At 63.6% G+C, this 26,051-nt stretch carries 23 protein-coding genes; 7 read left to right on the top strand and 16 right to left on the bottom strand.

Annotated elements, in window-relative coordinates; genetic code table 11:
• Nucleotides 1-81: 81 nt before the first annotated feature.
• The 7 genes from ABIB91_RS18020 to ABIB91_RS17990 form a co-directional block, all read right to left on the bottom strand.
• Entirely contained in the window at nucleotides 82-2,787 is a 2,706-nt protein-coding gene (locus ABIB91_RS18020) for a molybdopterin-dependent oxidoreductase (protein WP_354163137.1), read from the bottom strand.
• Nucleotides 2,788-2,802: 15 nt separating this feature from the next.
• The gene (locus ABIB91_RS18015; RefSeq protein ID WP_354163140.1) at nucleotides 2,803-4,020 is read right to left on the bottom strand and encodes an NAD(P)/FAD-dependent oxidoreductase; all 1,218 of its coding nucleotides are present in this window, start codon (nucleotides 4,018-4,020) and stop codon (nucleotides 2,803-2,805) included.
• Nucleotides 4,021-4,030: 10 nt separating this feature from the next.
• On the bottom strand, nucleotides 4,031-4,459 hold the full coding sequence (locus ABIB91_RS18010) for a globin family protein (protein ID WP_354163143.1): 429 nt from the start codon (nucleotides 4,457-4,459) through the stop codon (nucleotides 4,031-4,033).
• A gap of 119 nt (nucleotides 4,460-4,578) precedes the next feature.
• Nucleotides 4,579-5,970 carry an MFS transporter gene (locus ABIB91_RS18005; protein ID WP_354163145.1) on the bottom strand — a complete coding sequence of 464 codons (1,392 nt, stop codon included), beginning with the start codon at nucleotides 5,968-5,970 and terminating at the stop codon, nucleotides 4,579-4,581.
• Nucleotides 5,971-6,308: 338 nt separating this feature from the next.
• On the bottom strand, nucleotides 6,309-7,103 hold the full coding sequence (locus ABIB91_RS18000) for an ABC transporter ATP-binding protein (protein ID WP_007593952.1): 795 nt from the start codon (nucleotides 7,101-7,103) through the stop codon (nucleotides 6,309-6,311).
• Nucleotides 7,104-7,114: 11 nt separating this feature from the next.
• Nucleotides 7,115-8,011 carry a nitrate ABC transporter permease gene (gene ntrB, locus ABIB91_RS17995; protein ID WP_007593954.1) on the bottom strand — a complete coding sequence of 299 codons (897 nt, stop codon included), beginning with the start codon at nucleotides 8,009-8,011 and terminating at the stop codon, nucleotides 7,115-7,117.
• 60 nt (nucleotides 8,012-8,071) lie between these two features.
• Nucleotides 8,072-9,391: a CmpA/NrtA family ABC transporter substrate-binding protein gene (locus ABIB91_RS17990; protein WP_007593955.1), complete on the bottom strand. Its 1,320-nt coding sequence runs from the start codon at nucleotides 9,389-9,391 to the stop codon at nucleotides 8,072-8,074.
• Nucleotides 9,392-10,061: 670 nt separating this feature from the next.
• On the opposite strand from ABIB91_RS17990, the gene ABIB91_RS17985 reads away from it, so the two are divergent.
• Both ABIB91_RS17985 and ABIB91_RS17980 read left to right on the top strand, forming a co-directional pair.
• The gene (locus ABIB91_RS17985; protein ID WP_354163151.1) at nucleotides 10,062-10,901 is read left to right on the top strand and encodes a formate/nitrite transporter family protein; all 840 of its coding nucleotides are present in this window, start codon (nucleotides 10,062-10,064) and stop codon (nucleotides 10,899-10,901) included.
• Between the two features lie 61 nt (nucleotides 10,902-10,962).
• Complete coding sequence (locus ABIB91_RS17980; protein ID WP_354163154.1) at nucleotides 10,963-12,699, top strand: bifunctional protein-serine/threonine kinase/phosphatase; 1,737 nt, start codon at nucleotides 10,963-10,965, stop codon at nucleotides 12,697-12,699.
• Nucleotides 12,700-12,723: 24 nt separating this feature from the next.
• On the opposite strand, the gene ABIB91_RS17975 is transcribed toward ABIB91_RS17980, so the two are convergent.
• Both ABIB91_RS17975 and ABIB91_RS17970 read right to left on the bottom strand, forming a co-directional pair.
• The gene (locus ABIB91_RS17975; RefSeq protein ID WP_354163157.1) at nucleotides 12,724-13,398 is read right to left on the bottom strand and encodes an NAD(P)-dependent oxidoreductase; all 675 of its coding nucleotides are present in this window, start codon (nucleotides 13,396-13,398) and stop codon (nucleotides 12,724-12,726) included.
• Nucleotides 13,399-13,440: 42 nt separating this feature from the next.
• Nucleotides 13,441-14,310, bottom strand: coding sequence for an NmrA/HSCARG family protein (locus ABIB91_RS17970; protein WP_354163160.1), 870 nt, complete (start codon nucleotides 14,308-14,310; stop codon nucleotides 13,441-13,443).
• A 102-nt stretch (nucleotides 14,311-14,412) separates the two neighbouring features.
• Here ABIB91_RS17970 and ABIB91_RS17965 point away from each other — a divergent pair, with 102 nt between their 5' ends.
• Nucleotides 14,413-15,306 carry a LysR family transcriptional regulator gene (locus ABIB91_RS17965; RefSeq protein ID WP_354163351.1) on the top strand — a complete coding sequence of 298 codons (894 nt, stop codon included), beginning with the start codon at nucleotides 14,413-14,415 and terminating at the stop codon, nucleotides 15,304-15,306.
• A gap of 31 nt (nucleotides 15,307-15,337) precedes the next feature.
• On the opposite strand, the gene ABIB91_RS17960 is transcribed toward ABIB91_RS17965, so the two are convergent.
• Nucleotides 15,338-16,255, bottom strand: a complete 918-nt coding sequence (locus ABIB91_RS17960; protein ID WP_354163163.1) for an intradiol ring-cleavage dioxygenase — start codon at nucleotides 16,253-16,255, stop codon at nucleotides 15,338-15,340.
• Between the two features lie 171 nt (nucleotides 16,256-16,426).
• Between ABIB91_RS17960 and ABIB91_RS17955 the strand changes: the two genes are divergently transcribed.
• Complete coding sequence (locus tag ABIB91_RS17955) at nucleotides 16,427-17,701, top strand: serine hydrolase domain-containing protein (RefSeq protein ID WP_354163166.1); 1,275 nt, start codon at nucleotides 16,427-16,429, stop codon at nucleotides 17,699-17,701.
• A gap of 21 nt (nucleotides 17,702-17,722) precedes the next feature.
• Here ABIB91_RS17955 and ABIB91_RS17950 read toward each other — a convergent pair whose 3' ends face one another.
• From ABIB91_RS17950 to ABIB91_RS17935, 4 genes are all read right to left on the bottom strand, one after another.
• Nucleotides 17,723-19,042 (bottom strand): TRAP transporter large permease, encoded by a 1,320-nt coding sequence (locus ABIB91_RS17950; RefSeq protein ID WP_354163169.1) that lies wholly within the window; start codon nucleotides 19,040-19,042, stop codon nucleotides 17,723-17,725.
• Entirely contained in the window at nucleotides 19,039-19,554 is a 516-nt protein-coding gene (locus ABIB91_RS17945; protein ID WP_354163172.1) for a TRAP transporter small permease, read from the bottom strand. Before ABIB91_RS17945 ends, ABIB91_RS17950 begins: the two co-directional genes overlap by 4 nt.
• A gap of 83 nt (nucleotides 19,555-19,637) precedes the next feature.
• Entirely contained in the window at nucleotides 19,638-20,636 is a 999-nt protein-coding gene (locus ABIB91_RS17940; RefSeq protein WP_354163175.1) for a TRAP transporter substrate-binding protein, read from the bottom strand.
• A 359-nt stretch (nucleotides 20,637-20,995) separates the two neighbouring features.
• Complete coding sequence (locus ABIB91_RS17935; RefSeq protein WP_219682739.1) at nucleotides 20,996-21,229, bottom strand: hypothetical protein; 234 nt, start codon at nucleotides 21,227-21,229, stop codon at nucleotides 20,996-20,998.
• A gap of 138 nt (nucleotides 21,230-21,367) precedes the next feature.
• On the opposite strand from ABIB91_RS17935, the gene ABIB91_RS17930 reads away from it, so the two are divergent.
• From ABIB91_RS17930 to ABIB91_RS17920, 3 genes are all read left to right on the top strand, one after another.
• A complete protein-coding gene (locus ABIB91_RS17930; RefSeq protein ID WP_007593970.1) occupies nucleotides 21,368-21,712 on the top strand; it encodes a DUF1236 domain-containing protein in 345 nt (114 codons plus the stop codon).
• 342 nt (nucleotides 21,713-22,054) lie between these two features.
• Nucleotides 22,055-23,512 carry a sensor histidine kinase gene (locus ABIB91_RS17925; protein ID WP_354163353.1) on the top strand — a complete coding sequence of 486 codons (1,458 nt, stop codon included), beginning with the start codon at nucleotides 22,055-22,057 and terminating at the stop codon, nucleotides 23,510-23,512.
• A 13-nt stretch (nucleotides 23,513-23,525) separates the two neighbouring features.
• Nucleotides 23,526-24,662: a mandelate racemase/muconate lactonizing enzyme family protein gene (locus ABIB91_RS17920; protein ID WP_354163180.1), complete on the top strand. Its 1,137-nt coding sequence runs from the start codon at nucleotides 23,526-23,528 to the stop codon at nucleotides 24,660-24,662.
• Here the strand turns inward: ABIB91_RS17920 and ABIB91_RS17915 are convergent.
• Nucleotides 24,659-25,390 (bottom strand): cytochrome c biogenesis CcdA family protein, encoded by a 732-nt coding sequence (locus ABIB91_RS17915; RefSeq protein WP_007593977.1) that lies wholly within the window; start codon nucleotides 25,388-25,390, stop codon nucleotides 24,659-24,661. The genes ABIB91_RS17920 and ABIB91_RS17915 overlap by 4 nt on opposite strands.
• Nucleotides 25,391-25,596: 206 nt before the next feature.
• Nucleotides 25,597-25,863 carry a hypothetical protein gene (locus ABIB91_RS17910; protein ID WP_007593979.1) on the bottom strand — a complete coding sequence of 89 codons (267 nt, stop codon included), beginning with the start codon at nucleotides 25,861-25,863 and terminating at the stop codon, nucleotides 25,597-25,599.
• Between the last annotated feature and the right edge of the window lie 188 nt (nucleotides 25,864-26,051).

Genomic DNA, 26,051 nt, shown 5'->3' with positions numbered 1-26,051 from the left:
ACAGGCGTCTCGGCGTACTGGATCGCCCGGTCAAGCCGGGCGATGACGGCGGAGTATTCGGCGACGACCGAGAAAGCGCCCCTACCCCGCGGCGCCCGCGACCTTCGCCTGCTTCACTGGAGCCACCTCGGTCGTCGCGATCAGGCGCTTCAGTTCAGGAATGCAGGAGCCGCAATTGGTGCCGGCCTTGAGCTTTGTGCCGATCTCGGCCGCTGTGCGCGCGCCTGCGGCGATGGTGTCGCAGATGGTGCCGCGGCCGACGCCGAAGCAGGCGCAGACGACGGGGCCGGTCGAAGCCGCGCCCTCGCTCGACTTGCCGGACAGCAGCATGCGCCGCTGCTCGTCGGTGACATTGTCGGCCACGAACAGGCTCTTCACCACCTCCCAGTCGCCGGCGTCATGCGCGGGGCCGACGAACAGGCAGGTTTCGATGCGGTCGCCCGCAAACGACGCTGCGCGATATACGCCGCCGCCGAAGTCGCGATAGTCGGCGACGTCCTCGCCGGCAACGCCTTCGAGCCAGGCCGGCCAGCGCGACAGATCCGCATTGTCGGCGAAGAGATAGCCGAAGCCGCCGGCAACAGTGACGCGGGTCCACATCAGGTTCGGCGGCAGCTCCAGCTGCTTGCGCGACAACGCAAAGCCGCGGAAGACGTATTCATAGGGCGAGATCGCGGCCGGTGTCGCCTTGGACTCCGGCTGTCCCGAGAACGGATCGGTGAACGGTGCGACCAGCGCCCCCACGCGACCGTGCGAGGCGTTCATCGCACTCCAGTGGATCGGCGCGAATAGCGTGCCGCGCTGCTGCCGGTCGCTGACGACGACCTTGAGGGTGCACTGGCCGTAGTCGGTGGTGATGCGGGCATAGCCGTCGTGGACGACGTTGTATTTGTTGGCGTCATCGGGATGAATCTCGACGAACGGCTCGGGCAGATGCGCGCCGAGCCGCTGGCTGAGGCCCGTGCGCGTCATGGTGTGCCACTGGTCGCGGATGCGGCCGGTGTTGAGCCGCAGCGGTCGCGACGGTCCGGTCTCGCCACGCAGCGCCGGCACCTCCGGCGCGACGAAGCGGCCCTTGCCGTCATTGGTGAAGAACCCGCCGGCCGCGAAGAAGCGCTCGCCGGGCGCCTCGCCCTGGCGCGCGGGCCACTGCACGGGCTTCAAGGCGTCAAACGCATCGTCCGACAGCGAGGTCAGCGCGCCGATGTCGAAGTCGCGGCTGCCATCGTTCTCGAACGCGGAGAGCGCGGCGTGCTCGCGAAAGATGTCGGCTGCGGATTTGTAATTAAAGCTGTCGCCGAAGCCGAGGCGCTTTGCGGTTTCGCTCAGGATCCACCAGTCCGGCCGCGCCTCGCCGGGCGCCGGCAGGAACGAGCGCTGGCGCGAGATCCGGCGCTCGGAATTGGTCACGGTGCCCGACTTTTCGCCCCAGGCGAGCGCGGGCAGCAGCACGTGCGGTCCGACCTCGACGGTGTCGTTGGAGAGCACGTTCTCGGAGACCACGAACAGCTCGAGCTTCTTCAGCGCCTCGCGCACGAAGTCGGCATCGGGCAGCGAGACCGCGGGGTTGGTGCCCATCACCCAGAGGGCCTTGACCTCGCCGCGGTTGATGGCTTCGAACAGCTGCACCGCCTTCAACCCTTCATGGGTGGCAATGCGCGGCGCTTTCCAGAACCGCCGCACGCGATCGATGTCGGGCGGCGTGAAGTTCATGTGTGCGGCGAGCTGGTTGGCGAGGCCGCCGACCTCGCGGCCGCCCATCGCGTTGGGCTGGCCGGTGAGCGAAAACGGCGAGGCACCTGGCTTGCCGATGCGCCCCGTTGCGAGATGGCAGTTCAAGATCGCGTTGACCTTGTCGGTACCCTGCGCCGACTGGTTGACACCTTGCGAGTACAGCGTGACGACGCGGGGCGTGTCGCGGAACATCTTGAAGAAGGTGGCAACGTCCTGCTCGGAAAGGCCGGTCGCCAGTGCGGTCGCGGTGACGCTGCCGGCAATGCTGCGGGCGCGCGCCAGAGCGTCGTCAAAGCCCGACGTGTTTTGCGCGATGTAGTCCTGATCGAGCGCACCATTGTCGGCGAGGTGAACGAACAGGCCGGAAAACAGCGCCGTGTCGGTGCCGGGCTTCAGACCCAGGAACAGATCGACGTCGGTCGCGGTGTCGGTGCGGCGCGGATCGATCACGATCATGCGGGCGCCGCGCTCCCCACGGTTCTTCAACATGCGCTGGAACAGCACGGGGTGGCACCAGGCGGCATTCGAGCCGACGAACACCAGCAGATCGGCCTGGTCGAGATCCTCGTAGCAGCCGGGTACGGTGTCGGCGCCGAAGGCGCGGCGGTGACCGGCGACCGAGGACGACATGCAGAGCCGCGAATTGGTGTCGACGTTGGCCGTGCCGACAAAGCCCTTCATCAGCTTGTTGGCGACGTAATAGTCCTCGGTCAGCAGTTGGCCCGAGAGATAGAATGCGACCGCGTCGGCGCCGTCGCGCGCGACGATGTGCTTCATGCGGTGGGCGACGTGATCGAGCGCATCGCTCCAGGCGACGCGTTCGAGCACGCCCTTGCAGCGGATCATCGGATAGAGCAGCCGGCTTTCGAGCCCGACGGTCTCGCCGAGCGCCGAGCCCTTGGAGCACAGCCGGCCGAAATTGGCAGGATGATCGGGATCGCCTGCGATCGCCGCGCCGCCCTTGCCGTCTGGCGTCGCCAGCACGCCGCAGCCGACGCCGCAATACGGACAGGTCGTCTTGGTGGCGCGGAGCGTGGGATCGATCGCCGTCATATCAAGCCGCCTCTATCAAGCCGCTTTGGAGGGACGCGCGAGCGCGCGGCCGAATATCATGTCGGCGCGGATGGCCGCCACCTTTTCGCGACTGCGGATCAGTTCGAGATACCAGAGCGCATCGACGGTATCGCCGATCAACAGAGCGCCAGTGAGCCGGCCCTCGGCGATGACGAGCTTCTTGTAGGTGCCGCGCCTGCGGTCTGACAACACGAGGCTCTCGCTGCCCTCCCCGCCCATGAAGTCGCCGGCGGAAAATACGCTGACGCCCGACACCTTCAGATTGGTCGAGACCACGCTGCCCTGATAGGCCGCGGGACGGCCGGCAAGGTGTCGCGCCAGCACGCGTGCCTGCTCGTAGGCGGGTTCGACCAGGCCGTAGCAGATGCCGCGATGCTCGGCGCATTCGCCGAGCGCGTAGATATCTGGTGACGCCGTCTGCATCTCATCGTTGACGACGATGCCACGATTGACGGCGATGCCGGCGTCCTTTGCGAGCGCAATGTTGGGCCTGATGCCGGCGGCGAAGATCACGGCATCGGCCTCGATGCGGCTGCCGTCGGCAAGCTCGACCGCTTCGACATGACCCTCGCCATGGATGCGGGCTGTGGATGCATTGAGCACGATGCGAATGCCCTTGCGCTCGACCAATGTCTTGAGCAGGTCGGCGGCGGGGGCATCGAGCTGGCGCTCCATCAGCCGGTCCATCAGGTGCAGCAGCGTCACGGGCGCTCCGGCCTTGGCGAGGCCGTAAGCCGCTTCGAGTCCGAGCAGACCGCCGCCGACCACGACGACGCGCTTCCTGGCGGCAGCGAGCGTCAGCAGCAGATCGACGTCGCGGGTGTCGCGAAAGGTGTGCACGCCGGAAAGGTCGGCGCCGGGCACGTTGAGCCGCAGCGGCGTCGAGCCGACGGCGAGCACGAGCTTGGAGTATTCCATACTCTCTTCGCCTTCGATCTTGAGCTCGCGTCGGCCGGTGTCGATCTCGGTGACGCGATAGCCGTAGCGCACCGTGACGCCGCGATGGCGCCACCAGTCGGCGGGCCGGAGCTCGATCTCGTGCGAACCGGTTTCGCCGGCCAGCACGGAGGAGAGCAGAACGCGGTTGTAAGCGAGCCGCGGCTCTTCGCCGATCACGGCGACCGCGTAGCGGCCGAGCGAGGTCTTGGCGAGCTCGTCGACCAGACGCGCGGCCGCCATACCGTTACCGACGATGACCAGCGGTTCACTCACAACGCATCTCCTATTCGGCGGCCTGCGGCTGTGCGCCGTAGGCCTCGGAAATCATGTAGCCGGACAATACGCCGTAGGCGTCGGTCCAGGCGGTAGCCAGTTCGGGCGTCCAGGCTTCGCCGAGGCCCTTCTCCAGGGTCCACAGCAAGGTCGCGCCGACCACCGGGTAGTGCTCGGCCTTGGCGCCGTAGCCGACGTGACGCTTCGCAAGCGCCGAGGCCGCGGGAAGAATCGAGTCCAGGTTCGACAGACCGCCGACGACGGCGGCGAGCATGCCCATCAGCTTCTTGCGCTGCTCGGTCATGTCCTCGGGAAACATCGCGCGCACGGACGGCGCCACCTCGAACAGGCGATCGTAGAACAGCACCGCGGCCTGCGCGGAAATCGGCGCGACCTTGGCAAAGCTCTGTTGGACGAGGGTGATCTGTTCTTGCGTCATGATGTTCTCCTGCCTGTTGGGTTTGCCTTGGTGCGCGCCATTGCGAACCAGGTTCATTGTCAAACTGTCGGGCAATGCTTCTCCCCGCGTACGGGGAGAAGCGAGATTCGTACCAAGTGTTAAACTCGCGCGCCGGCAAGGCTTGAGGCGCCCTCACCTTGCGGGCTGCGACGCAGATAGAACCACCAGGTCAGCGCGAGGCAGGAGGCGTAGAAGCCGAGATAGATCGCGAGCGCGAGCTGCGGCCCGCCGGTCAGGGCGATCGACTTGCCGAATCCGGTCGGGATCAGATAGCCGCCGACTGCGCCGACCGCGCCGATGAAGCCGACCGCGGCACCGCTCTCGATGCTCGCCGTCTTCAAGGCGACCGCGCGCTCCGCATCGCCCTTGCCGCGCACCCTGAACAAATTCTGCTCGCGGAAGATCGAGGGGATCATGCGGTAGGTCGAACCGTTGCCGATTCCCGTCGTCACGAACAGGACCAGGAACATCGACAGGAAGCCGATGAAATCCTTGTGCCCGACGAAATAGAGCACGCCGATCGTGGCGCCTGCCATCACGATGAAATTCCAGAACGTGATCACCGAGCCGCCGATCCTGTCGGCAAGCCAGCCGCCGAGCGGCCGCGACAACGAACCGACCAGCGGTCCCAGGAACGCGATCGCAATTGTGACTTGCGGGAACTGGGTCTTGATCAACAGCGGAAATGCAGCCGAGTAGCCGATGAAGGAGCCGAACGTGCCGATATAGAGGTACGCCATAATCCAGGTATGCTTGCGCTTGACCACGGCGAGCTGGTTCTTGATCGACGACTTGGCCGTGGTCAGGTTGTTCATGAAGAACACCGCGCCGAAGACCGCGATCGCGATCGGCAGCACCCACATCAGGCCGGCGTTCTGAAGAAAGACACCATCGACTGGCGTTGCCTGGAACAGGTTGATGACGGCGAGCGTCATCAGGATCGGAGTCAGCAGCTGCACGCTGGAGACGCCGATATTGCCGCCGGCTGCATTCAGTCCCAGCGCCCAGCCCTTCATCCGGTCGGGGAAGAAGAACGAGATGTTGGTCATGCTGGAGGCAAAATTGCCGCCGCCGAGACCGGCGGTCGAAGCAATCAGCAGCATCAGCCAGAACGGCGTGCCGGGCTGACCGACGAAATAGGCCAGCGAGAGCGTCGGAATGAACAGGATCGCCGCGCTGAAGATGGTCCAGTTGCGGCCGCCGAAGGTCGTCACCGCGAAGGTGTAGGGAAAGCGCATCAACGCGCCGATCAGCCCGGGCACAGCGACGAGCTGGAACAGCTGGTCGGTGGTGTAGTGGAAGCCCGCCTGCGGCAGTTTGGTGGTGACGATGCTCCAGATCAGCCAGACCGAGAAGCCGATATGTTCGGCCACGATCGACCAGATCAGGTTGCGTCGCGCGATAGTCTTGCCAGTCGCATTCCAGAACGCCTCATCTTCGGGGCGCCAGTCTGAAATCCAAGTCTGATTACCAGTCGGACTCTTCGTCATTGCAAAATCCCTTCCAGGCTCACCGCTGCGTCGTTGCAGGCTCAGCCTCCGGCCACGGAGGCGCGCTCCGAGGCTTCACCCCGGTGGCGAGTTACGATGCTGATTGATGATGTTGAGGGACGTCGTCGTTGGCGTCGCGGTTGGTGCTTCAATTTCCGTGCCAACTGCGCGCATTCCGGAAACGCAGGAAATTCAGGAGGTTGTTCGAAGTGCTCCGAATTTTCGCAGGACTATTTCGCACGCAAATTTTGCGATTCGCTCAATCCCTGTGCGGCGCACAAGGATTGAGCTTGATGATTCAAAATTAGGCGTTGCGTCAGCACCTGTTGGTGACGCGTTTACGCGGCCTCGACGAAGCGATGACGCTCATAGAGGAATTCGAGCACGCGCTGCCGGCACTTCAAGTAAGTGGTGTTGGTCGCGAGCTCGAGCCGCTTGCGCGGGCGCGCCAGCGGCACCTCCAGCACCTCGCCGATGCGCGCGCTCGGCCCGTTCGTCATCATGACGATGCGGTCGGACAGCAGCACCGCCTCGTCGACGTCGTGGGTGATCATCAAAATTGTGTTGCCGAGCTTCTGATGCAGCGCCATCACCGAATCCTGCAAATGCGCGCGGGTCAGTGCGTCGAGTGCGCCGAAAGGCTCGTCGAGCAGCAACACTTTCGGCTCCATGGCCAGCGCGCGGGCAATGCCGACGCGCTGCTTCATGCCGCCAGAGATTTCCGAGGGCCGTTTGTCCTTGGCATGGGCCATCTGCACGAGGTTGAGATTGTGCATGACCCAGGCGTCGCGTTCGGCGCGCTTCTTGGTCTTGGCGAAGACCTTGTCGACGCCGAGCCTGACGTTCTCGTACACGGTCAGCCACGGCAACAGGCTGTGGTTCTGGAACACCACCGCGCGATCCGGTCCCGGCGAGTTCACCTCGCGGTTCTCGAGCAGCACGCCGCCGGTGGTGGCGTTGGTCAGGCCTGCGATGATGTTGAGCAGGGTCGACTTGCCGCAACCGGAATGGCCGATGATCGAGACGTATTCGCCCTTCTCGATGGTGAGATTGATATCCTTCAGCACCTCGGTAGAGGCAGCGCCGCGGGTAAAAATCTTATCGATGTGGTCGAGCTTCAGATAAGCGGTCATGTGCTTCCCCTTCAGTTCAGCGCGGTGCCGCGGGTGACGATCTTGCCGGCACCCGCGATCAGGCGGTCGAGCACAAAGCCGATGATGCCGACATAGAACAGCGCCAGGATGATTTCGCTGATATGCGAGGAGTTCCAGGCGTCCCAGATGAAGAAGCCGATGCCGACGCCGCCGATCAGCATTTCCGCGGCGACGATCGCGAGCCAGGACAAACCGATGCCGATGCGAAGCCCCGTGAAGATGTAGGGCGCGGCCGCCGGAATCATGATCTTGGCGAAGAATTCGAGCGGGTTAAGCTGCACCACCGCGGCGACGTTGCGATAATCCTGCGGGATGTTGCGGATGCCGACCGCGGTGTTGATGATGATCGGCCAGATCGAGGTGATGAAGATGACGAAGATCGCCGAGGGCTGGCCGTCGCGGAACGCGGCGAGCGACAGCGGCAGCCAGGCCAGCGGCGGGATCGTGCGCAAGACCTGGAACAGCGGATCGAGCCCACGCATCGCCCAGACCGATTGCCCGACCAGCACGCCGAGCGCGATGCCGGCAATCGCCGAGAGCGAATAGCCGAAGGCGACGCGTTGGAGGCTAGCGGAGAGGTGCCAGAACAGCCCCTTATCGATGCCGCCGTGATCGAAGAACGGATCGAGGATCAGCTCCTTCGTGTCCTTGAACACCTTCGACGGCGGCGGCAGTGCCGAGCCGGCGCGGCGGCAGACCAGCTCCCACACCAGAAGCAAGAGCGCGATCACGACCAGCGGCGGGATGACGCGCACGGCGGTCTCCCGCGCCATCCGCGCGTAAGTCTCCGAACGCGGCGGCCGCTTCGGTGTCATCGCGACGACCGGCGCCGCAGCGCTCGCGGGCTTCGCGGTCTCAACCTCGATCTTGGTGGCGGGCATGTTCATCGCAATATTTCTCCGGCTGCAAAAGGCGATGCGGCCGCCCGGAGGCGGCCGCTGGCTCCATCAGACTTCGACGCGCTTGATCGCGAGCGACTTCAGATAGGCAGCCGGATTTTCCGGATCGAACACCTTGCCGTCGAAGAAGGTCTCCTTGCCGCGCGAGGTGGAGGTCGGGATCTCGGCGCTTGCGATGCCGAGCGTCTTGGCCGCGTCGCGCCACATGTCTTCGCGGTTGACCTTGGCAATCAGCGCCTTGGTGTCGAAATTCGCCTCGTATTTGCCCCAGCGAATGTCCTCGGTGAGGAACCAGAGGTCGTGGCTCTGGAACGGATAAGAGGCGAAGTCGCGCCAATACTTCATGATGTGCGGCGAATTCTCGACCACCTTGCCGGGAAGGCCGTAGTCGAACTTGCCGGCGGTGCGGTCGAGTACGTCTTCGACAGGGCAGTTCATCCACTGCCGCTTCCCCATGATGGCAGCAAGCTCGGCCTTGTTCTCGGCCTTGTCCGACCACTGCTGCGCTTCCATCACCGCCATCAGCAGCGCCTTCGCGGCCTTCGGGTATTTATCGACGAAGGCGGCGCGCATGCCGAAGGATTTTTCCGGGTGCTTGTTCCAGAGCTCGCCGGTCGTGATCGCGGTATAGCCGATGTTCTGGTGGATCAGCTGCAGATTCCAGGGCTCGCCGACGCAGAAGCAGTCCATCGTGCCGACCTTCATGTTGGCCACCATCTGCGCAGGCGGCACCACGATGGTCTCGATGTCCTTGTCCGGATCGATGCCGCCGGCGGCAAGCCAATAGCGGAGCCAGAGGTCGTGCGTGCCGCCGGGGAAGGTCATCGCCGCCTTCACGGGCTTGCCGGAAGCCTTCTTCTTCTCCAGGGCCGCCTTGAAGGTGGACGCATCGACGCCGAGCTTCAGGTCGGCATATTCACTGGCGACGGAGATGCACTGGCTGTCGAGATTGAGCCGCGCCAGGATGTACATCGGCGTCGGCTGGTTGTTCTGCGTCACCTTGCCGGCCGAGATCAGATACGGCATCGGGGTCAGGATATGCGCACCGTCGATGCCGTTGCCTTCCGAGCCGAGCACGAGATTGTCCCGCGTGGTGCCCCAGGAGGCCTGCTTCTGCACGTCGGTGTCGGGCATGCCGTATTTGGCGAACAGGCCCTTGTCCTTGGCGACGAACAAGGGACCGGCATCGCTCAGCGCGATGAAGCCAAGCTTTGCGCCCTTGACCTCCGGACCGGCGTCCTGCGCGAAAGCGCCCGCTGGGAAATTCAGCTTCACGGCGGCCAGGAGTGCGGCGGTCGAGCCGGCGGCCTTCAACAATTGACGGCGGCTGAGGCCAGTGTCCGACGGCCGGCGGGTGCGCTTGGTCATAGGCGGTATCGTCCTTTGCGTCGTTGCAGAATGATTGTGTCAGTGCACACGAGCAGCCCGTCCGTCCGGCGACGCCTGAAGCAGCGCATGCGAACGCGCGACGGGGAGACCCCCGTCTGGTGGCGTCGGCAATTCGGATGAGAAGTCTCGCGGGACGGCTTCAATGGCGTCGGCGTGGAACTATTCAAGCTTCATGCCAAGCGTGAGGCAGCCGAAAACAAATCGATATCAATAGCTTATGTACGCCGCGCCAGTCTGTCGCAGGTCTGCTCCGCTCGTGAAATTTGCGACCTGCCCAACATTTGTGCGGCGCACAAGTCTTGTGCAGCCGCTTAAGCAACAGGCCACTCGGCCCGCAAAAGCCGGGTCAGGAAAAGTCGTATCTTCTTGATATCGCTGGGTTCTTATAGGCCAGGCGCACGGCACGCAATTTGCATTTGAGTTCGCGTCAACGAAGACTGCGGCTCGACCGCAATGCTGCAGCCTCAGGCGGCTGCAGCACGGAAGCTCACCTGCTTCGCGGCCCTCCCGGCTTCATCCTCGTGACGCGATTCCCAGAGCTTCCAAATCTCTCCGGCTTACGCGCGGCAACCAGCCCGCACGGCCAATGATGTTCAGTCGCGCTCACGCAGAGTGTGTCGATCTCACCAGGAAGCAAAAGGAACCATTGATGTCGTATCTCGCGCCTTCGGAATTCGTCACCAAGATGGTGGATGCGGGCGAGTCCAAAGTCTTCATGTCCACCCGCGATACCATCATCCGCGCCTATATGGCCGGCGCCATCCTCGCGCTCGCCGCCTGGTTTGCCGTCACCATCAACGTGAACACGGGGCAGCCGCTGATCGGCGCGCTGCTGTTCCCGGTCGGATTCTCGATGCTCTATTTGTTGGGGTTCGACCTTTTGACCGGCGTGTTCGTGCTGGCGCCGCTGGCGCTGATCGACAAGCGCCCGGGCGTCACCTTCGGCGGCGTGCTGCGGAACTGGGGCCTCGTCTTCGTCGGCAATTTCGCAGGCGCCCTGACGGTGGCCTTCATGATGGCCTTCGTCACGACTTTCGGCTTCACCCAGGATCCGGACAAGGTCGGCACGGCGATCGGCAATATCGGCGAAGGCCGCACGCTCGGCTACGCCGCGCACGGCGCAGCCGGCATGGCGACGCTGTTCATCCGCGGAATGCTCTGCAACTGGATGGTCTCGACCGGCGTCGTCGGCGCCATGATCTCCACCTCGGTCCCCGGCAAGGTCATCGCGATGTGGATGCCGATCCTGGTGTTCTTCTACATGGTATTCGAACATTCCGTCGTGAACATGTTCCTGTTCCCCTCCGGCCTGATGCTGCACGCGAAATTCTCGATCATGGACTATCTGATCTGGAACGAGATCCCGACCGTGCTCGGCAATCTCGTCGGCGGCCTCGCCTTCACCGGCATGACCCTCTACGCCACGCACGTCTTGACCCAGCCGAAGCGCCAGGCGGGCAAGGCCTCGTCGCCCCGCGTCGCGGCCTGAGCAAACAACGTCTCGACAGGAGAGCCTTGCCCGATCAGGGTGAGGCTCTCCTTTGCCGGTGATGACGATGACCCGCGGACTTCAGATCTCGGTCGGCCAACATTCCGACAAGGGTCGCAAGCCCATCAACCAGGATTTTCACGGCGTCCTCGTTCCGGACGAGCCGATGCTCAGCCTGAAGGGCATTGCGGCCGTCCTCGCCGACGGCATCTCCAGCAGCACGGTGAGCCAGATCGCCAGCGAGTCGGCGGTCAAGAGCTTCCTGATGGACTATTACTGCACGTCGGAATCCTGGACGGTGAAGACCTCCGCCCGCCGCGTGCTGGATGCGACCAATTCCTGGCTGCACGCGCAGACGCGCAAGAGCCAATATGCCTATGACCGCGATAAGGGTTATGTCTGCACGCTGAGCGCCATGGTCATCAAGGCGACCACCGCGCACGTCTTCCACGTCGGCGACTGTCGCGTCTACCGCGTGGCGGGCAAGGCGCTCGAGCAGCTGACCGACGATCACCGGATCATTGTGTCCTCGGAGCAGACCTATCTCGGCCGTGCGCTCGGCATCAATCCGCAACTCGAAATCGACTACCAGAGTTTCGAGATCGAGACTGGCGACACCTTCCTGCTGGCGACCGACGGCGCCTATGAATTCGTCGACGCGCGTTTCGTCACGAACGCGCTCAGCGAGCATGCAGCCGAGCTCGACGGAGCGGCGAAGGCGATCGTCGAGGAAGCCTACCGGCGCGGAAGCGACGACAACATCACGGTCCAGATCCTCCGCATCGATGCAGTGCCGCAGCGCGAGCCGGCCGGCATCTTCAACCAGACCTCCCAGCTGCCGCTTCCCCCGCTGCCGGAGCCGCGGGCGATCTTCGACGGCTACAGGATCGTCCGCGAAATCCACGCCAGCAGCCGCAGCCATATTTACCTTGCTGTCGACGCGGTGACCGAGGAGCCGGTCGCGCTGAAGCTTCCGTCGATCGATCTGCGCGACAATGCCGCCTACCTGAAGCGCTTCCTGATGGAAGAGTGGATCGCGCGCCGGATCGACAGCCCGCATGTGCTGAAGCCGTTGTCGCAGTCGAAACGGCGTGGCTATCTCTATGTCGCGACCGAATTCGTCGAAGGTCAGACCTTGCGGCAATGGATGACAGACAATCCGCGCCCCGATCTCGAAACCGTCCGCGGACTGGTCGAGCAGATCGCCGCGGGCCTGCGCGCCTTCCACCGCATGGAGATGCTGCATCAGGACCTCCGGCCCGACAACATCCTGATCGACAAGACCGGCACCGCGAAGATCATCGACTTCGGATCGGTGAAGGTGGCAGGCGTCGCCGAGGCAGCGGCGCAGGACGAGACCGACGAAATTCTCGGAACGGTCCAGTACACGGCGCCGGAATATTTTCTTGGGCAAGTCGGTTCGCCGCGCTCCGACATGTTTTCGCTGGCCGTGATCTGCTACCAGATGCTGACGGGAAAGCTTCCCTATGGCACGCAAATCGCCAGGATCCGGCGCAAGGCGGACGTGCGGAGGCTCAAATATCGCCCGGCCGACGACGACAGCAACGTGCCTGCCTGGGTCGACGGCGCGCTCAGACGTGCGCTCCATCCGGATCCCTACAAGCGGCACGAGGATCTGTCCGAATTCGTCTTCGAGCTTCGCACGCCCAATCCGGCCTATCTCGACACGCGGATCACGCCGCTTCTAGAGCGCAGCCCGCTGATGTTCTGGAAATTGACCACGGCGGCGCTCGCCTGCGTCGTCGTGGTCCTGCTTGCGATGTTGCACGCGCGCTGATCAGGGGTTTAGCCACGCAAAGCGTCACCACGTGATCAGCGGAGACCGATGCAGCCAGGTATCGGCGCGCACTTGGTCCAGCACGAATGTAGCAACGTCCTCGCGCGCGATGCTGCCACCATGGAAGCCCGAAAGATCCGTCAGCGCCCGGACCGAGCCGCGGCCGGGCTTGTTATTGAGGATCGAGGGGCGAACCAGGACCCAGTCCAGCCCGCTGTCTCTGACGATCGCCTCCTGCCGGTTCTTGTCGGCGTACACCTTCTTCAGGAGAAGCGGAAAGATCACGTTGTCGGCGACAAAGCCGCCGTGCCCGGCACTGTCGCCGGCGCCCATTCCCGTGATGCAAACCAGCCGTGAGACCTGCTCGGCCTTCATCGCGCTCACGAGCGCGCGCGTCGCGGTCGAGAGCAGCGTCACCTCGCGGAACGGGCTCACCGGTGTACCCAGCGCACTGACCACGGCGTCACGGCCTTTGAGGGCTTCGCGCAGGGCTGCTTCATCGCGTGCGTCTCCGACGATGAGTTTCGCCCCCGTGATGTCACTTGCCTTTCCCGCGGAACGCATCAGCACGGTGACGTCGTAGCCCCGCGCCGCCGCCTGGTTGACGATCAGGCGACCGGTGGCACCGGTCGCTCCAAGCACCAATATCTTCGTTGCGCCTTCCGGATTCACCGGAACAGTGGCGATTGAAGAGGTCATGATAGGAGTCCTCGTTGTCGTGATGGGGGCGTGCCCCTGCCGTCAGGCAGTGGCCGTGATCTCGGAGACGAAGTCGCGATAGGAGCGCAGGGGACGGCCCAACAGCGCGGTCAACCGCTCTACGTCGCCGGCCTCGGGGACCATTCCCTCGGTGAGGAAACGCTCGCTCATCAGCCGCATGTCATAAGCCATCCAGCTCGGCATGAACTGCCTGAGGTTCTTCTCGAAGCCGGCGGTATCGTCACTGGGATAGGCAATCGTGCGTCCCAGCACCTCCGACCAGACGGCGGCGGCTTTCGCGCCGGTGAGCGTATCAGGGCCGACGAGATTGATGCGCGTGAGCGGAAGCGGTGTTGCGGCGCGCTCACGACGGACGAGCTCGATGGCCGCGATCTCGCCGATGTCGCGCGCATCGATCATGGCGAGCCCCCTGCTCCCGATCGGCATCGGATAGATGCCATATCCGGTCACCACGTCCTTGATCGTGACATCGTTGTTCATGAAGTATGCCGGGCGCAGAATGGTGGCATTGAAGCCCATCTGCTCGATCATCCGCTCGACGCCGAACTTGCCCGCGAAGTGCGGGACGTTCACGTAGCGATCGCCGTGGATCACCGAGAGGTACACGACCCGCTCGATGCCGGCCTCGCGGGCCAGGTTGAGCGCGATCAGCGCCTGGGTGAATTCATCCGGCACCACTGCGTTGAGCAGGAACAGGGTCGAGACGCCCTTGAACGCGCTGCGGAGCGCGTCGACGTCGAGCAGGTCGCCCTGCACGACGGTGACGCCTGCCGGGAGGTTTGCCTTGGCAGGATCGCGGGCGAGAGCCCGGACATCGGCACCGCGCTTGACGAGCTGCTCGAGGACGTGGCGGCCGATGGTGCCGGTTGCGCCGGTAACGAGGATGGTCATGGGGATCACTCCGGGTTGGGTCAGAAGACATCCGGGAAACTAGTGATCCACAAACGAACCGATAGCCGCTATATCTGGACAGACTGTCTCACTGGTGGAACAATGGACCTGCTCGCACTCGCCGATTTCAATCTCGTTGCCCGGCACGGCGGGTTCGGCCGGGCCGCACGCGCCGCCGGACGCCCGAAAGCCACCCTGTCCCGGCGGGTCGCGGAGCTGGAAGCCGCGCTCGACCTGCGCCTGTTCGAACGGGGAGCGCGCACCCTGAAACTCACGCAGGAAGGACGCGCCCTTTACGAGCGGACGGGGGCCTTGCTCACCGAGCTCGACGAGACGGCGACAGCGATCGCCTCGGGTGGAGACAGGCCGCGCGGGCGCTTGCGGATCAGCGCGCCTATGCTGTTCTCGCAGACTGCAATGGGAAATCTCGCGGCCGGGTTCGCGCTCAGATATCCGGAGATCCGTCTTGAGGTCACGACGGAAGATCGCTCCGTCGACATGGTGGAGGAAGGGTATGATCTGGTGATCCGGGTCAATCCCGATCCGGATGAAAACCTGGTCGGACGAATCTTCTTGCGCGATCGGCTGGTGGTGGTGGCGAGCCCTGACCTCGAACGACCGAGGGAGGGTATCGCTGTGCCGGCTGTCATGCGCGGAGCGGGCGATCAGCTAACAAGCTGGGACGTGACAACGCCAGGCGGACAATCGCGCATTGCGATTGATCCGGTCCTTCGCCTGGCATCGCTCATCATGGTCCGCGACGCTGTCCGGGCCGGCGTCGGCGCCGCACGCCTTCCGGTGTCACTGGTCAGTCACGACCTCGCTGCCGGCACGCTGGTGCTTTGGGGCGATATCGAGGGACCGGAGATCGCGTTGTGGACGCTCTATCCATCGCGCCGGCTCCTGAGCGCGCGCGTATCCGCCTTTCTCGACTTCATGAAAGAAGCCTTTCCGATGGGGACGCCTGACGAGCTGGCGGTCTTTATCGGGAGATGAGAGGGCGGTGCGCGCTGCTCGCGCCCGACGGTCAGGCGTGCTCCTCCGCCTTCGTCCCCAGCGGCTTTGGCGCCATACCGCCGCCGGGCTTGAGGTGAAATTCGTAGCTCATCAGATGCCACTGCCCGTTCGCCTTGCTGCCGTCGGGCATCGCCGCATCGTTGCGCGGCTCGACCTTGGCGACGAGGTCGTCCTTCACGCCGAACACCACGTCGGAATCCAGATATTTGTCGCCGTCCATGAAGACGTGGGTGATCAGCGGCTCGTAGCCCTTGGCATTGACCAGGAAGTGCACATGCGCCGGGCGCATCGGGTGGCGGTTGGTCTGCACGATCATCTCGCCGACCGGACCGTCGGTCGGAATCGGGTAGCTGCACGGCAAGATGGTGCGGAAGAAGAAGCGGCCATCGCTATCGGTGATGAAGCGCGCCCGCGCCGAGGCGCCGACCTCGTCATAGTTCGGCTTCTGCGAGTCGTAGAAGCCGTCATCGTCGGCGTGCCAGACGTCAACGGGGACATTCGCGAGCGGCTTGCCCTTGAGATCGGTGACACGGCTCTGCACGAACATCCGTTCGCCGGTCTGATTGTTCGGAGAGATGTCGGTGCCGTGCGCCGTCACCTTGTGCTCGCCGACATAGAACGGCCCGAGCACGGTGGTCTGGGTAGCGCTCTCGCGCTCGCGATGGTTGACCGCGTCGACCAACATGGAGACGCCGAGCACGTCGGACAGGAGGATGAATTCCTGCCGGGTGTCCGTGCATTTCTGGCCGGTGCGGGTCAGGAAATCGATGGCGTATTCCCACTCCTCAAAGGTGAGGCCGGTCTTGCTCACGTAATCGTGCAGCGACTTCACCAATTCCTGGAGCAGGAATTTCGCGCGCGAGTCGGGTGTCTGGTCAAAGCTCCGGACGACGGCGTCGGTGAGTTCGGTTTCGTTGAACTGGGTCATGGTGCGTTTGCCTGCGTTTTCTCATTGGCCCGTTGGGGATCTTTTGGGCTGCTTGGAGGCGTTCCGAAGTGAAGCCTACACCAAACAGCCGGCCGGCGTTAAGCGCGACCGGCTTGGAATGAGACCGCCTTTTCGGCTATCAACGGCGGACAAAACTGCCCGGAGGAACTGATGCTCGCCCCCACCCCCGCCTCGCCCGAATCCGTGGGCATGTCCAAAGCCGCGCTCGACCGTGTCGATGCGCATCTGAAGAGCCGGTACATCGATGCCGGCCGCTTCCCGGGCACGCATCTCCTGGTCTATCGCCGTGGCAAGATCGCCCACAGCTCGGTGCAGGGTTTTGCCGACGTCGAGCGCAAGCTGCCGGTCAGGGACGACACCATCTACCGCATCTATTCCATGACCAAGCCGCTCACCAGCGTCGCCTTCATGATGCTGGTCGAGCAAGGCCTCGTCGCGATCGATGAGCCGGTCGCCAAGTACATTCCGGAATGGAAGGATCTCGGCGTGTTCGTCGCCGGCACCGCGCCGTCCTTCCTGACCCGGCCGCCGTCGCGCCCGATGCTGATCGTCGACCTCCTGCGCCACACCTCCGGCCTCACCTATGGCTTCCAGCAGCGCTCGAATGTCGATGCCGCCTACCGCGCTGAAAAGATCGGCGAGGTCGAGAAATCAGGCACGCTGCAGACCATGATCGAGAGCCTCGCGAAAATCCCGCTGGAGTTCTCGCCGGGCGAGGCCTGGAACTACTCGGTTTCGACCGACGTGCTCGGCTATCTCGTCGGCAAGATCTCCGGCATGCCCTTCGAGCAGTTCCTGAAACAACGCATCCTCGATCCACTCGGCATGACCGACACTGATTTCCACGTGCCGGCTTCCAAGGCCCACCGGTTCGCCGCCTGTTACTCGGCCGACCCGGGTGGCGGCATGACCTTCCATGCCGGCCAACGGCGCGAGGGCCTGACATTGCAGGACGATCCGGCGACGAGTTCGTTCCTGTCACCGCCCTCCTTCATCTCGGGCGGCGGCGGGCTGTGCTCGACGACGGCCGACTATCTCACCTTCTGCCGTGCGCTGCTCAACGGCGGCGAGCTCGGCGGCGTCAGGTTGATCGGGCCGAAGACGCTGGCGCTGATGACGACCAACCACATTCCGGGCGGCCGCTTCCTCCCCGAGGTGTCGCGCTCGTTGTTCTCCGAAGCGACCTATAACGGCATCGGCTTCGGCCTCGGCTTCGCCGTGACCATGCGCCCGGCCGAGACACTGGTCGCCGGCAGCCCCGGTGAATACAATTGGGGCGGCGCGGCCACGACCTCGTTCTGGATCGACCCGGCCGAGGAGCTGATCACCATCTTCATGACACAGGTGCTGCCATCCAGCGCCTACCCGCTCCGGCGCGAGCTGCGCAGCATGGTCTACGCCGCGATCACCGAGAGCAATCTGTAGGCAACAGGGATCAAGCCCCCCTCATTTCAGCATCTCCGGCACGATCAGGCGCGGCAGGAACAGGGAAACGCTGGGCCAAATGATGAGCGCCGCCAGCACGAGCAGCATGGGGATCAGCATGATCACCGTGTCCTTCAGCGCATAGCGCAGCCGTACCCCGGCGATCGAGCAGGCGATCATCAAGCACAGGCCATAAGGCGGCGTCACCAATCCGAAGGCCAGCGAGACGATCGAGATGATCGCAAACTGCACCGGATGAAGGTCCACCGATTTCGCCAGCGGTTCGAGAACGGTGCCGACGATGATGATCGCCGGAATGGCGTCGAGGAAGCAGCCCACCACCAGAAAGCAGAACGCGATGAAGAAGCCGGCCCCGATCGCACCCATGCCCCAGGTCGAGACGTTGGCCAGCAATTCCTGCGGAATCCTATAGTAGGCCAGCAGCCAGCCGAACGCGCTGGCGGTGCCCACGCAGAACAGCGCGACACCCGCGAGACGGCCGGTGTCGAGCAAAGCCTTGTAGAGTTCGCGCGCGCCGGTTTCACGGTAAAAGAATGTCGATAGCGCCACGGAATAAAGCACCGCGACGCAGGCGGATTCGGTCGCGGTGAACCACCCCAGCAGGATGCCGCCGACGATGATGAACGGCGTCAGCAGCGCCGGTATCGAGCGCCAGATGGCGCAGCACATCTCCCTCCAGGTGTCCTTCGGATAGGTCGGATAACCACGCCGCACGGCATAGACATGCACTGTTGCCATCTGCGCGCCGGCGATCAGCAAGCCCGGCACGATGCCCGCGAGATACATCGCGGCGATCGAAGTCGAGATCAGTCCGCCCCACACGATCATCAGGATCGAGGGCGGGATGATGACGGCGAGCACGGCCGACACCGCTGTAATGGCGATGGAGAACGAGAGGTCGTAACCCTCTTTGGTCTGCGCATCGATGAATATCTTGGACTGGCTCGCCGCGTCCGCGGTGGAGGAGCCGGAGATGCCGGCAAAGAACACCGACAGCACGACGTTGATCTGCGCCAGCGACCCCGGCCAGTGCCCGACCATCGAGCGCGACAACGCCACCAGGCGATCGGTGATGCCGCCAATGCTCATCAAATTGGCGGTGAGCAGGAAGAACGGCACCGCCAGCAGGATGAACGAATTGTAGGCGTTGAAGGTTTCCTGCGCGAGCGTCATCGGCGACAGATGCGGTTCGATCAGCAGGATCGGCACGCAGGCCAGACCAAGCGCGAAGGCGACCGGCACGCGTATGATGAGCAGGCCAACGAAAGTACCGAACAGGACCATCGCGGCCTGCCCGGCAGAAAGAACATTGCCGCTCATTGATTTGCCCCAACCAGAATCCGGATCTCGTCGACAATCTGTTCACCGGCGAACACGATCCAGGTCACGCCGGCAACCGGCCAGGCGACGTGGATCAGCCAAAGCGGCAGATCGGCCAGCTCCGAAGTTCTGTTCCAGGCAAAGCGGGTGAACTCGATGCCGGCGGAGACGAACACCAGCGCCAGCGCCAGCACGCCGAGCTGCGCGAGAATCCGCACCAAGGCTTCGCTTCGGCGTGACAGGTCGGGCCAGACGTCGACTTCAAAATGCTGCGACTCTCTGATGCCGACCATCGCGCCGATCATGATCGTCCAGATGAACATGAACCGCGCCATCTCCTCGGTCCAGATGTAGGACGGAATCAAAGGCGTGTAGCGCGAGATGATCTGCAACGTGACGGGAATGACCAGAAGGCCGACAGAGGCCGCGAGCAGGATTTCAAGCAGTTTTGCATAGGCCGCCGTTGCTCGGCGCCATAGCGACGGGTTCGGTGGCATCGATATTTCGGTCATTACAACTCCGGGGATCACAATCACGCAATGGGGCAAGCCGTCCGGCTTGCCCCGACGTCCTGTCGCGTGGGCAGCGACAATTCTCAGACGACGTTGATCTTCTCGAAAATGCCTTCCGCGCCGATTTCCTTGGCGTAGGTGGCCATCACGGGATCGGCGAGCTTCTTCATGGCGTCCCGCTCTTCGAAGGGAACGCGCTTGAGCTTGCCGGCCTTCTCCAGCGTATCGAGCTTGACAACCTCTTCGCTCGACTCCAGCTGACGGCCATAGTCGCCGGCCTCCTTGCCGGCCTTCATGATCGCGTCCTGCAAATCCTTCGGCAAGGTCTTCAGCGTCTTCACCGAGAAGCAGATCGGCCGGATCGACACGGCGTGCTGGGTCAGGTTGAGATGCGGAGCCACTTCGTAGAACTTCATGGCCTCGACGCCGGCCGCCTCGTTCTCGCCGGCCGATATCACGCCGTTCTGGATCGCGTTGTAGATTTCGTTATAGGCGATCACCGTCGGGCTCATGCCCACGGCCGCAAAGGTCTTCGACCAGATCGGCGCGCCCTGTACGCGCACCTTGAGTCCCCTAAGATCGGCAAGAGTCTTGAGCGGCTTGTTGGCGAAAATATTGCGGATGCCACCGCCGGAATAGCCGATCAGAACGACCTCGGCCTTGGCCGCGACTTCGTCAGCGATCGGCGCCAGGATATTGGCTTCGACGACCTTGTTCATGTGTTCGATGCCCTTGAACACGAAGGGCGCGTCGATGAACGGAGCCGCCTTGGCGAAGGTCGACATGTGAGCCGGCGAGACGATGCCGTAATCGACGGCTTTGCCCTGCGACATGTACTCGAAATACTGCTTTTCGAGGCCAAGCGAGGAATTCCTGTGCAGCGTGAAGTTGACTGGCTTGCCGTAATACTTCTTCACCAGCTCTTCGAACCGGAGCAGTGCCCGGTTGAAGGCGTGGTCGTCGTTGAACTGGACCGCGCCGTTCAGCGTGATCGGCGACTGTGCCCTGACGATTGACGGCATGCCAATCGCGGCCGCCGCAGTGGTCGCACCGAGCCCAGCGAGAAATGATCTTCGCTTCATCGTCTCCCCTCCCTTTGATGCTCCGGCCCCGTCGCCGGGCCGTGAGCGCAGCCGGTATGCGGCTTGCGAGTGGGAAGCGTATGGAAAACGTCGGCGGGACGGAAGTCATTTCGCGTGCGCGGGAGGTCCTCTTCGTCGCAGGGCCACTCTTCGCGCGAACTGTTGCACTGCAACTTGCGCTCCTGGCGACGCGTGGCAGGCTGAGGGGAGACAGGCTTGCGGACCTGTGCGCTGCACGCACAGATCCGCTCGCCTTCCACTGTGCTTTAATGCAAATGGCCGATCAGATAGATGCCGCCGCCGATCACCAGCACGGCAGGAACGGCCCAGAGAATCAGAACTGGCATTTGTCATCCTCCTCAGTTCGACGTGCAGACCTTGACGGTCTTCATGCCGCTTTCAGCCTCGGTGCGCGACTTGTAGATCGTGCCCGACGGGCTGACGACGGTCATGGACGTGTCCGTCGGCTTCTTGTCGACGATCGTGCACTTCTTGGTCTTGACGTCCTGCACGACATAGAACTCGTCGGCAGCGAACGCCGGCAGGGAAAACGCGGCAAGCATCAGTGCTGCAGTTACTATCTTCAACTTCATTGGTCGTCCTCCTCCAGAACCCGAGCCGTTCAGCCCGGTCATCTACAAACGGGAAAAAATGGCAATTGGTTCCCAGAGCCGGGAACGCTGTCGGCGATGAGGGGTTGTTGCGGCGCATATTCGAATAAGGAGAACGAGATGAAGAAGTTGTTCCTGCTTTCCGCCGCCGCGGTCCTGATTTCGACCGGTGCTTTCGCGCAATCGACCGTCGTAACGACGACTGGAACCGGTCACGCGGCGGCCGTTCAGATCGAGCCGCAATACCGGACCAGGATCAAATCCTACGTCACCGAGCATCGCATTCGCCCGGTCACGACGAAGGAGAAGATTATCGTCGGCGCGAAGGTGCCGAGCGACGTCGAGCTCGAGGCCGTTCCGGCCGACTGGGGCCCGTCCCTCACGAAGTATCGCTACGTCTACTCCGGCGATCGCGTGATGCTCGTCGATCCCGGCTCGCGTACGGTCGTTCAGGAAATTGATTGATCCAGGTGTAAGGGGGCCGCCTTGAAGGCGGCCTCCCTCTCTGGGAGTTGACGTTATGAGATCGCATCGAGAGGCCCGGATCGCCGGGCTCAGCCTGGCGGCCGTGTACGCCATGTGCCTGCTACTAACCGCAATCAGCATGAGCTGAGGCACAGCCGCCGACTGCGATGCAAAATCTTCTGGGCGGCTCGTCCGGACGCGAAAATTATGGCGCGGCGCAAATCCCGCCCCTATGGTCTCCCAAAATCATAAATCCGGCGCTCCCTTGCGCTGGAACCGGGACGCCCGCGTTTGTCAAAGCTCACTTTGCCGGTCCGGCTCGCTCTTCTGGTCACGGGAACGATGTTGCCGCTGATCGTCTTCGCGGTCGGTATTGCCGTCTACGATTACAAGCAGGACCGCAACGACGCGACCCGCCGCGTGCTGGAGAACGTGCGCAGCATGCGCCTCGTGCTGGACTCCGAGGTGCAGCGGATGACCGGCGGCCTGCAAGTGCTTGCGCTGACCAATTCGCTGCGCAATGACGACTTCCAGAGCTTCCGCCGCATGGCCCTCGGCTTCGTCGACCAATATGGCAAGGGCGGCCTGGTGCTGATCTCCGATCGCAAAGGCCGGCTGTTGTTTTCCTCCGCGACCGAGGACACCGCAAGCCTGCCGCCGCGCGGTCATCTCGAGATCATCGAGAACGTGTTTGCGACCAGGTCGCCGCAATATTCCGACCTGTTCACCGGCGCGATCAACGGCCGACAGGTGCTTACGGTCGAGGTTCCGGTGCTCCGCGATGGCGAAGTGATCTACGACCTCTGCTTCAGTCCGCCGGTCAGCACCTTTCAGGACCTGGTCGAGAAGCAACGGCCCGACCAGAACTGGACGGTTTCCTTGCTCGACACCAAGGCTTTCGTGTTCGCGCGCACGCCGAACCCTACGGAGACGTTCGGCAAACAGGCTACCGGCACGCTGTATGAGAGTATATTGCGCACACCGGAGGCCGCACTCTCGACCGTTTCGCTCGACGGTGTTGCGTTGTCCACCGTCTATACGAGGTCGCGGCTCACTGGCTGGACCATCGTGGCCGGCGTCGCCGAGAGCTCGCTGATCGCTCCGCTCTGGCGCAACATCGCGATCACCAGTTTTATCGGCGGCATCCTGCTGCTGACCGGCCTGACCTTCGCGGTCAGGATGGCGACCACGATCGCGCGCGGCGAGATGCTGCACGATCTCCTGATCGACGAGCTCAACCATCGCGTCAAGAACACGCTCGCCTTGATGCAGGCGATCGCGGTGCAGACCTTCCGCAGCGCCAGCCGGGACGAGCGGACGAAGTTCGAGGGGCGGCTCGGCGCGCTGGCCGAAGCGCACAATTTGTTGAGCCAGGAAAAATGGGCGGGCTCCGAGCTGCGGGACGTGATCACCCGCGCGCTCCAGCCGTTCCTGCTGAACAATCCAGAGCGCATCCGCATGGCCGGACCCGCAGTGCCGCTGTCGCCGCGGCTCGCCGTGGTGCTGTCGATGATCGTGCACGAGATCGCCACCAACGCTGCAAAGTACGGCGCGCTGTCCAATGAGACCGGCCGGGTGACGCTGGAGTGGGAGGTCGTTGCCGAGGCGCCGAAGCCGCGGCTCCGCCTGATCTGGACCGAGATCGGCGGACCGCCGGTGACGGCGCCGGTGCAACGCGGCTTCGGCTCACGCCTGATCGAACGCAGCGCGCGCGACCAGCTCGGCGGCGAGGCAACGGTCGACTTCCTGCCGCGCGGCGTGGTCTGCACGGTGATTTGCGCGCTGGATGAAGCGCGATGAACGGAGGCCGGCAATGAAGATCACAAGCGTTCGCACGCACATCCTCGAAGCAAAGCTGTCGCAGCCCTTCGCCTATTCGCGCGCCTGGTACGACACGCGCACCGCGATGCTGGTCGAAATCGAGACTGACGACGGCCTTGTCGGCTGGGGTGAATGCTACGGCCCGGCACGAATGACGGCGGCGGTGGTTCGCAGCATCGAGCCATGGCTGATCGGCGAAGATCCGTTGCGCACCGACGTGCTGTGGCAGATGGTCTATGCGCGCTTGCGCGATCATGGCCAGAAGGGCGTCGTGATCCAGGGGATGAGCGGCATCGACATCGCGCTATGGGACATCAAAGGCAAGCATTTTGGCGTACCCGTGCATCAGCTTCTCGGCGGTGCCGCGCGCAAGCAGGTTGTGGCCTATGCGACCGGTCTCTACCGGCGCAAGTCAGGCGATCCGCTGACCTATCTGCCGGAGGAAGCGGCCGGTTATGCCGCCGAAGGATTCCGCGCCGTGAAGCTGAAGGTCGGTTTCGGCATCGCCGAGGATGCCGCAGTCACCCGCGCGGTGCGCGAGGCGATCGGCGCCGATGTCGCGCTGATGGTCGATGCGAACCACGCCTATGACGCGGTCGCGGCGATCCGGCTCGGCCGCCTGATCGAGCGCCATGACATCGGATGGTTCGAGGAGCCGGTGCCGCCGGAGGATGTCGCGGGCTATCGCGCGGTGAAATCCGCGCTCACGATTCCGGTCGCCGGCGGCGAGTGCGAATTCACGCGCTTCGGCTTTCGCGAGCTGTTCGTCTCGCACGCACTTGACATCGCCCAGCCCGACACCTGCGCGGCAGGTGGTTTGAGTGAATGCAAGAAGATCGCCGACATGAGCGAGGCGTTCGGCATCCGCTACAATCCGCATGTCTGGGGCACCGGCATCGCGATCGCGGCCTCGCTTCAGCTCCTCGCCGTGCTGCCGTCGCACACGCCGACTTCGCTGTCGTCGCTCGAGCCGATGCTTGAATTCGACCGCACCGAACATCCGATCCGGCAGGCGATTTTGAAGGAACCGATCGAGCATGCGAGAGGCGTCGTGCAGGTGCCCGAGGGGCCAGGCCTCGGCATCGAGATCGACCGCGAGGCGCTGGCGCGCTTTGCTGCGGAGGCCTAACCGATCGTCTGCAACGCCGGAAACGTCTCCAGCAGCCAGATGCTCACATTCGAGACCGCGCCGGTGAGGAATCCAATGCCGGTAATCACCATCAGGACGCCCATGGCGCGCTCGACATTGACGAGATGGCCCTTCATGCGCGCGAACAGGGTGGAAAATTGCTCGATCATCAGGGCAGCGATCAGGAAGGGAATGCCGAGGCCGGCCGAATAGACCGCGAGCAGGCCGGCACCCTTCGTCACCGTGGCTTCGGCCGCGGCGACCGAGAGGATCGCGGCGAGGATCGGGCCGATGCAGGGCGTCCAGCCAAAGGCAAAGGCCAGCCCCATCACATAAGCGCCCCAGAGGCCAACGGGCTTGGGCGCGGTCAAGCGTCCCTCGCGCATCAACAGGCCGATGCGCGTCAGGCCGAGGAAGTGCAGGCCCATGACGATGATGACGATGCCGGCGAGGATCGAGAGTTCGGCCGACCAGGCGCGGATCAGTCCGCCGATCAGAGAGGCGCTGGCGCCGAGCGCCACGAACACCGTGGAGAAGCCGAGCACGAACAGGAGCGCCGACATCATGATGGCGCGCTTGGAGGTCGAAGCGGGCTCGTTGCTTTCGACATGCTCGATCGTCGCGCCCGTCAGATAGATCAGGTAGGGCGGAACCAGCGGCAGGACGCAAGGGGAGAGGAAGCTGACGAGGCCGGCAATCAGCGCCGCCGGGATCGAAACATTTTGCATGATGCAGTCGGAGCCATCTCAGGCCCCGGTGCGGCGCGCGGGGAATGCGCGCGGCCCGGAGCCGAACCGGCTCTGGTGTAGCCGATGCCAGCGAATGCGCAACAGAGGCGCACAAAACCAGGGCTCCTCCCGATGCCGTCTGTGATCACAGATGCGGCATCGGGACACGCACAAATCTCGCCAAAAAGCGAAACTCGGCGGCGCGGCTACTTCACCACGCGGAGCAGCGGACGCCGGGGCTGGTCCTGCGTCTGCTTGGAGGGGGGCTGCGGTTCGTTCGTGGCCGTCCGCAGCATTTCGTCGCACAGTGCCTTGAGATCGGCACTGTCAATTCCTTTGAGTTTCATCCGCACGTCCAGGATGACAATGGACAGCAGCTCGGCCGACTCGCGGCTGTTGCTCTCGTTGAGCACCCTGCGGCACTCTTCGAGCGTTTCCAGCACCGACTGCAACTGTTCGTCTGAATGCGACACGGCGTTCTTTCCGCTAATTCGGCCTGTGAGACGTGGTTGTGACGACCCTTTTGGCCCCCATGGAGCGTTGAGGATAACACGAGGCCGCTGCGCCCCCGAACATGATTTCAGTGTGTTTCTGCCTTGAAACCGCGGTTCCCGCGCGTATCGCGTCGCCCCGCCGACCGTCGTCGAAACGCTCAGTCGTA

Origin of the sequence: Bradyrhizobium sp. JR4.3, from assembly GCF_040547695.1 — a bacterium.
GTDB lineage: Bacteria > Pseudomonadota > Alphaproteobacteria > Rhizobiales > Xanthobacteraceae > Bradyrhizobium > Bradyrhizobium canariense.
Note: the sequence above shows the minus strand (reverse complement) of the source record. Positions and strands in the feature narration are given on the sequence as shown.

Bases quoted from the DNA above. Each gene is read 5' to 3' on its own strand.
- ABIB91_RS18020 (WP_354163137.1), bottom strand. From the start codon at position 2,787: ATGACGGCGATCGATCCCACGCTCCGCGCCACCAAGACGACCTGTCCG.
- ABIB91_RS18010 (WP_354163143.1), bottom strand. From the start codon at position 4,459: ATGACGCAAGAACAGATCACCCTCGTCCAACAGAGCTTTGCCAAGGTC.
- ABIB91_RS18005 (WP_354163145.1), bottom strand. From the start codon at position 5,970: ATGACGAAGAGTCCGACTGGTAATCAGACTTGGATTTCAGACTGGCGC.
- ABIB91_RS18000 (WP_007593952.1), bottom strand. From the start codon at position 7,103: ATGACCGCTTATCTGAAGCTCGACCACATCGATAAGATTTTTACCCGC.
- ntrB (WP_007593954.1), bottom strand. From the start codon at position 8,011: ATGAACATGCCCGCCACCAAGATCGAGGTTGAGACCGCGAAGCCCGCG.
- ABIB91_RS17990 (WP_007593955.1), bottom strand. From the start codon at position 9,391: ATGACCAAGCGCACCCGCCGGCCGTCGGACACTGGCCTCAGCCGCCGT.
- ABIB91_RS17985 (WP_354163151.1), top strand. From the start codon at position 10,062: ATGTCGTATCTCGCGCCTTCGGAATTCGTCACCAAGATGGTGGATGCG.
- ABIB91_RS17980 (WP_354163154.1), top strand. From the start codon at position 10,963: ATGACGATGACCCGCGGACTTCAGATCTCGGTCGGCCAACATTCCGAC.
- ABIB91_RS17975 (WP_354163157.1), bottom strand. From the start codon at position 13,398: ATGACCTCTTCAATCGCCACTGTTCCGGTGAATCCGGAAGGCGCAACG.
- ABIB91_RS17970 (WP_354163160.1), bottom strand. From the start codon at position 14,310: ATGACCATCCTCGTTACCGGCGCAACCGGCACCATCGGCCGCCACGTC.
- ABIB91_RS17965 (WP_354163351.1), top strand. From the start codon at position 14,413: ATGGACCTGCTCGCACTCGCCGATTTCAATCTCGTTGCCCGGCACGGC.
- ABIB91_RS17960 (WP_354163163.1), bottom strand. From the start codon at position 16,255: ATGACCCAGTTCAACGAAACCGAACTCACCGACGCCGTCGTCCGGAGC.
- ABIB91_RS17955 (WP_354163166.1), top strand. From the start codon at position 16,427: ATGCTCGCCCCCACCCCCGCCTCGCCCGAATCCGTGGGCATGTCCAAA.
- ABIB91_RS17950 (WP_354163169.1), bottom strand. From the start codon at position 19,042: ATGAGCGGCAATGTTCTTTCTGCCGGGCAGGCCGCGATGGTCCTGTTC.
- ABIB91_RS17945 (WP_354163172.1), bottom strand. From the start codon at position 19,554: ATGACCGAAATATCGATGCCACCGAACCCGTCGCTATGGCGCCGAGCA.
- ABIB91_RS17940 (WP_354163175.1), bottom strand. From the start codon at position 20,636: ATGAAGCGAAGATCATTTCTCGCTGGGCTCGGTGCGACCACTGCGGCG.
- ABIB91_RS17935 (WP_219682739.1), bottom strand. From the start codon at position 21,229: ATGAAGTTGAAGATAGTAACTGCAGCACTGATGCTTGCCGCGTTTTCC.
- ABIB91_RS17930 (WP_007593970.1), top strand. From the start codon at position 21,368: ATGAAGAAGTTGTTCCTGCTTTCCGCCGCCGCGGTCCTGATTTCGACC.
- ABIB91_RS17925 (WP_354163353.1), top strand. From the start codon at position 22,055: ATGTTGCCGCTGATCGTCTTCGCGGTCGGTATTGCCGTCTACGATTAC.
- ABIB91_RS17920 (WP_354163180.1), top strand. From the start codon at position 23,526: ATGAAGATCACAAGCGTTCGCACGCACATCCTCGAAGCAAAGCTGTCG.
- ABIB91_RS17915 (WP_007593977.1), bottom strand. From the start codon at position 25,390: ATGCAAAATGTTTCGATCCCGGCGGCGCTGATTGCCGGCCTCGTCAGC.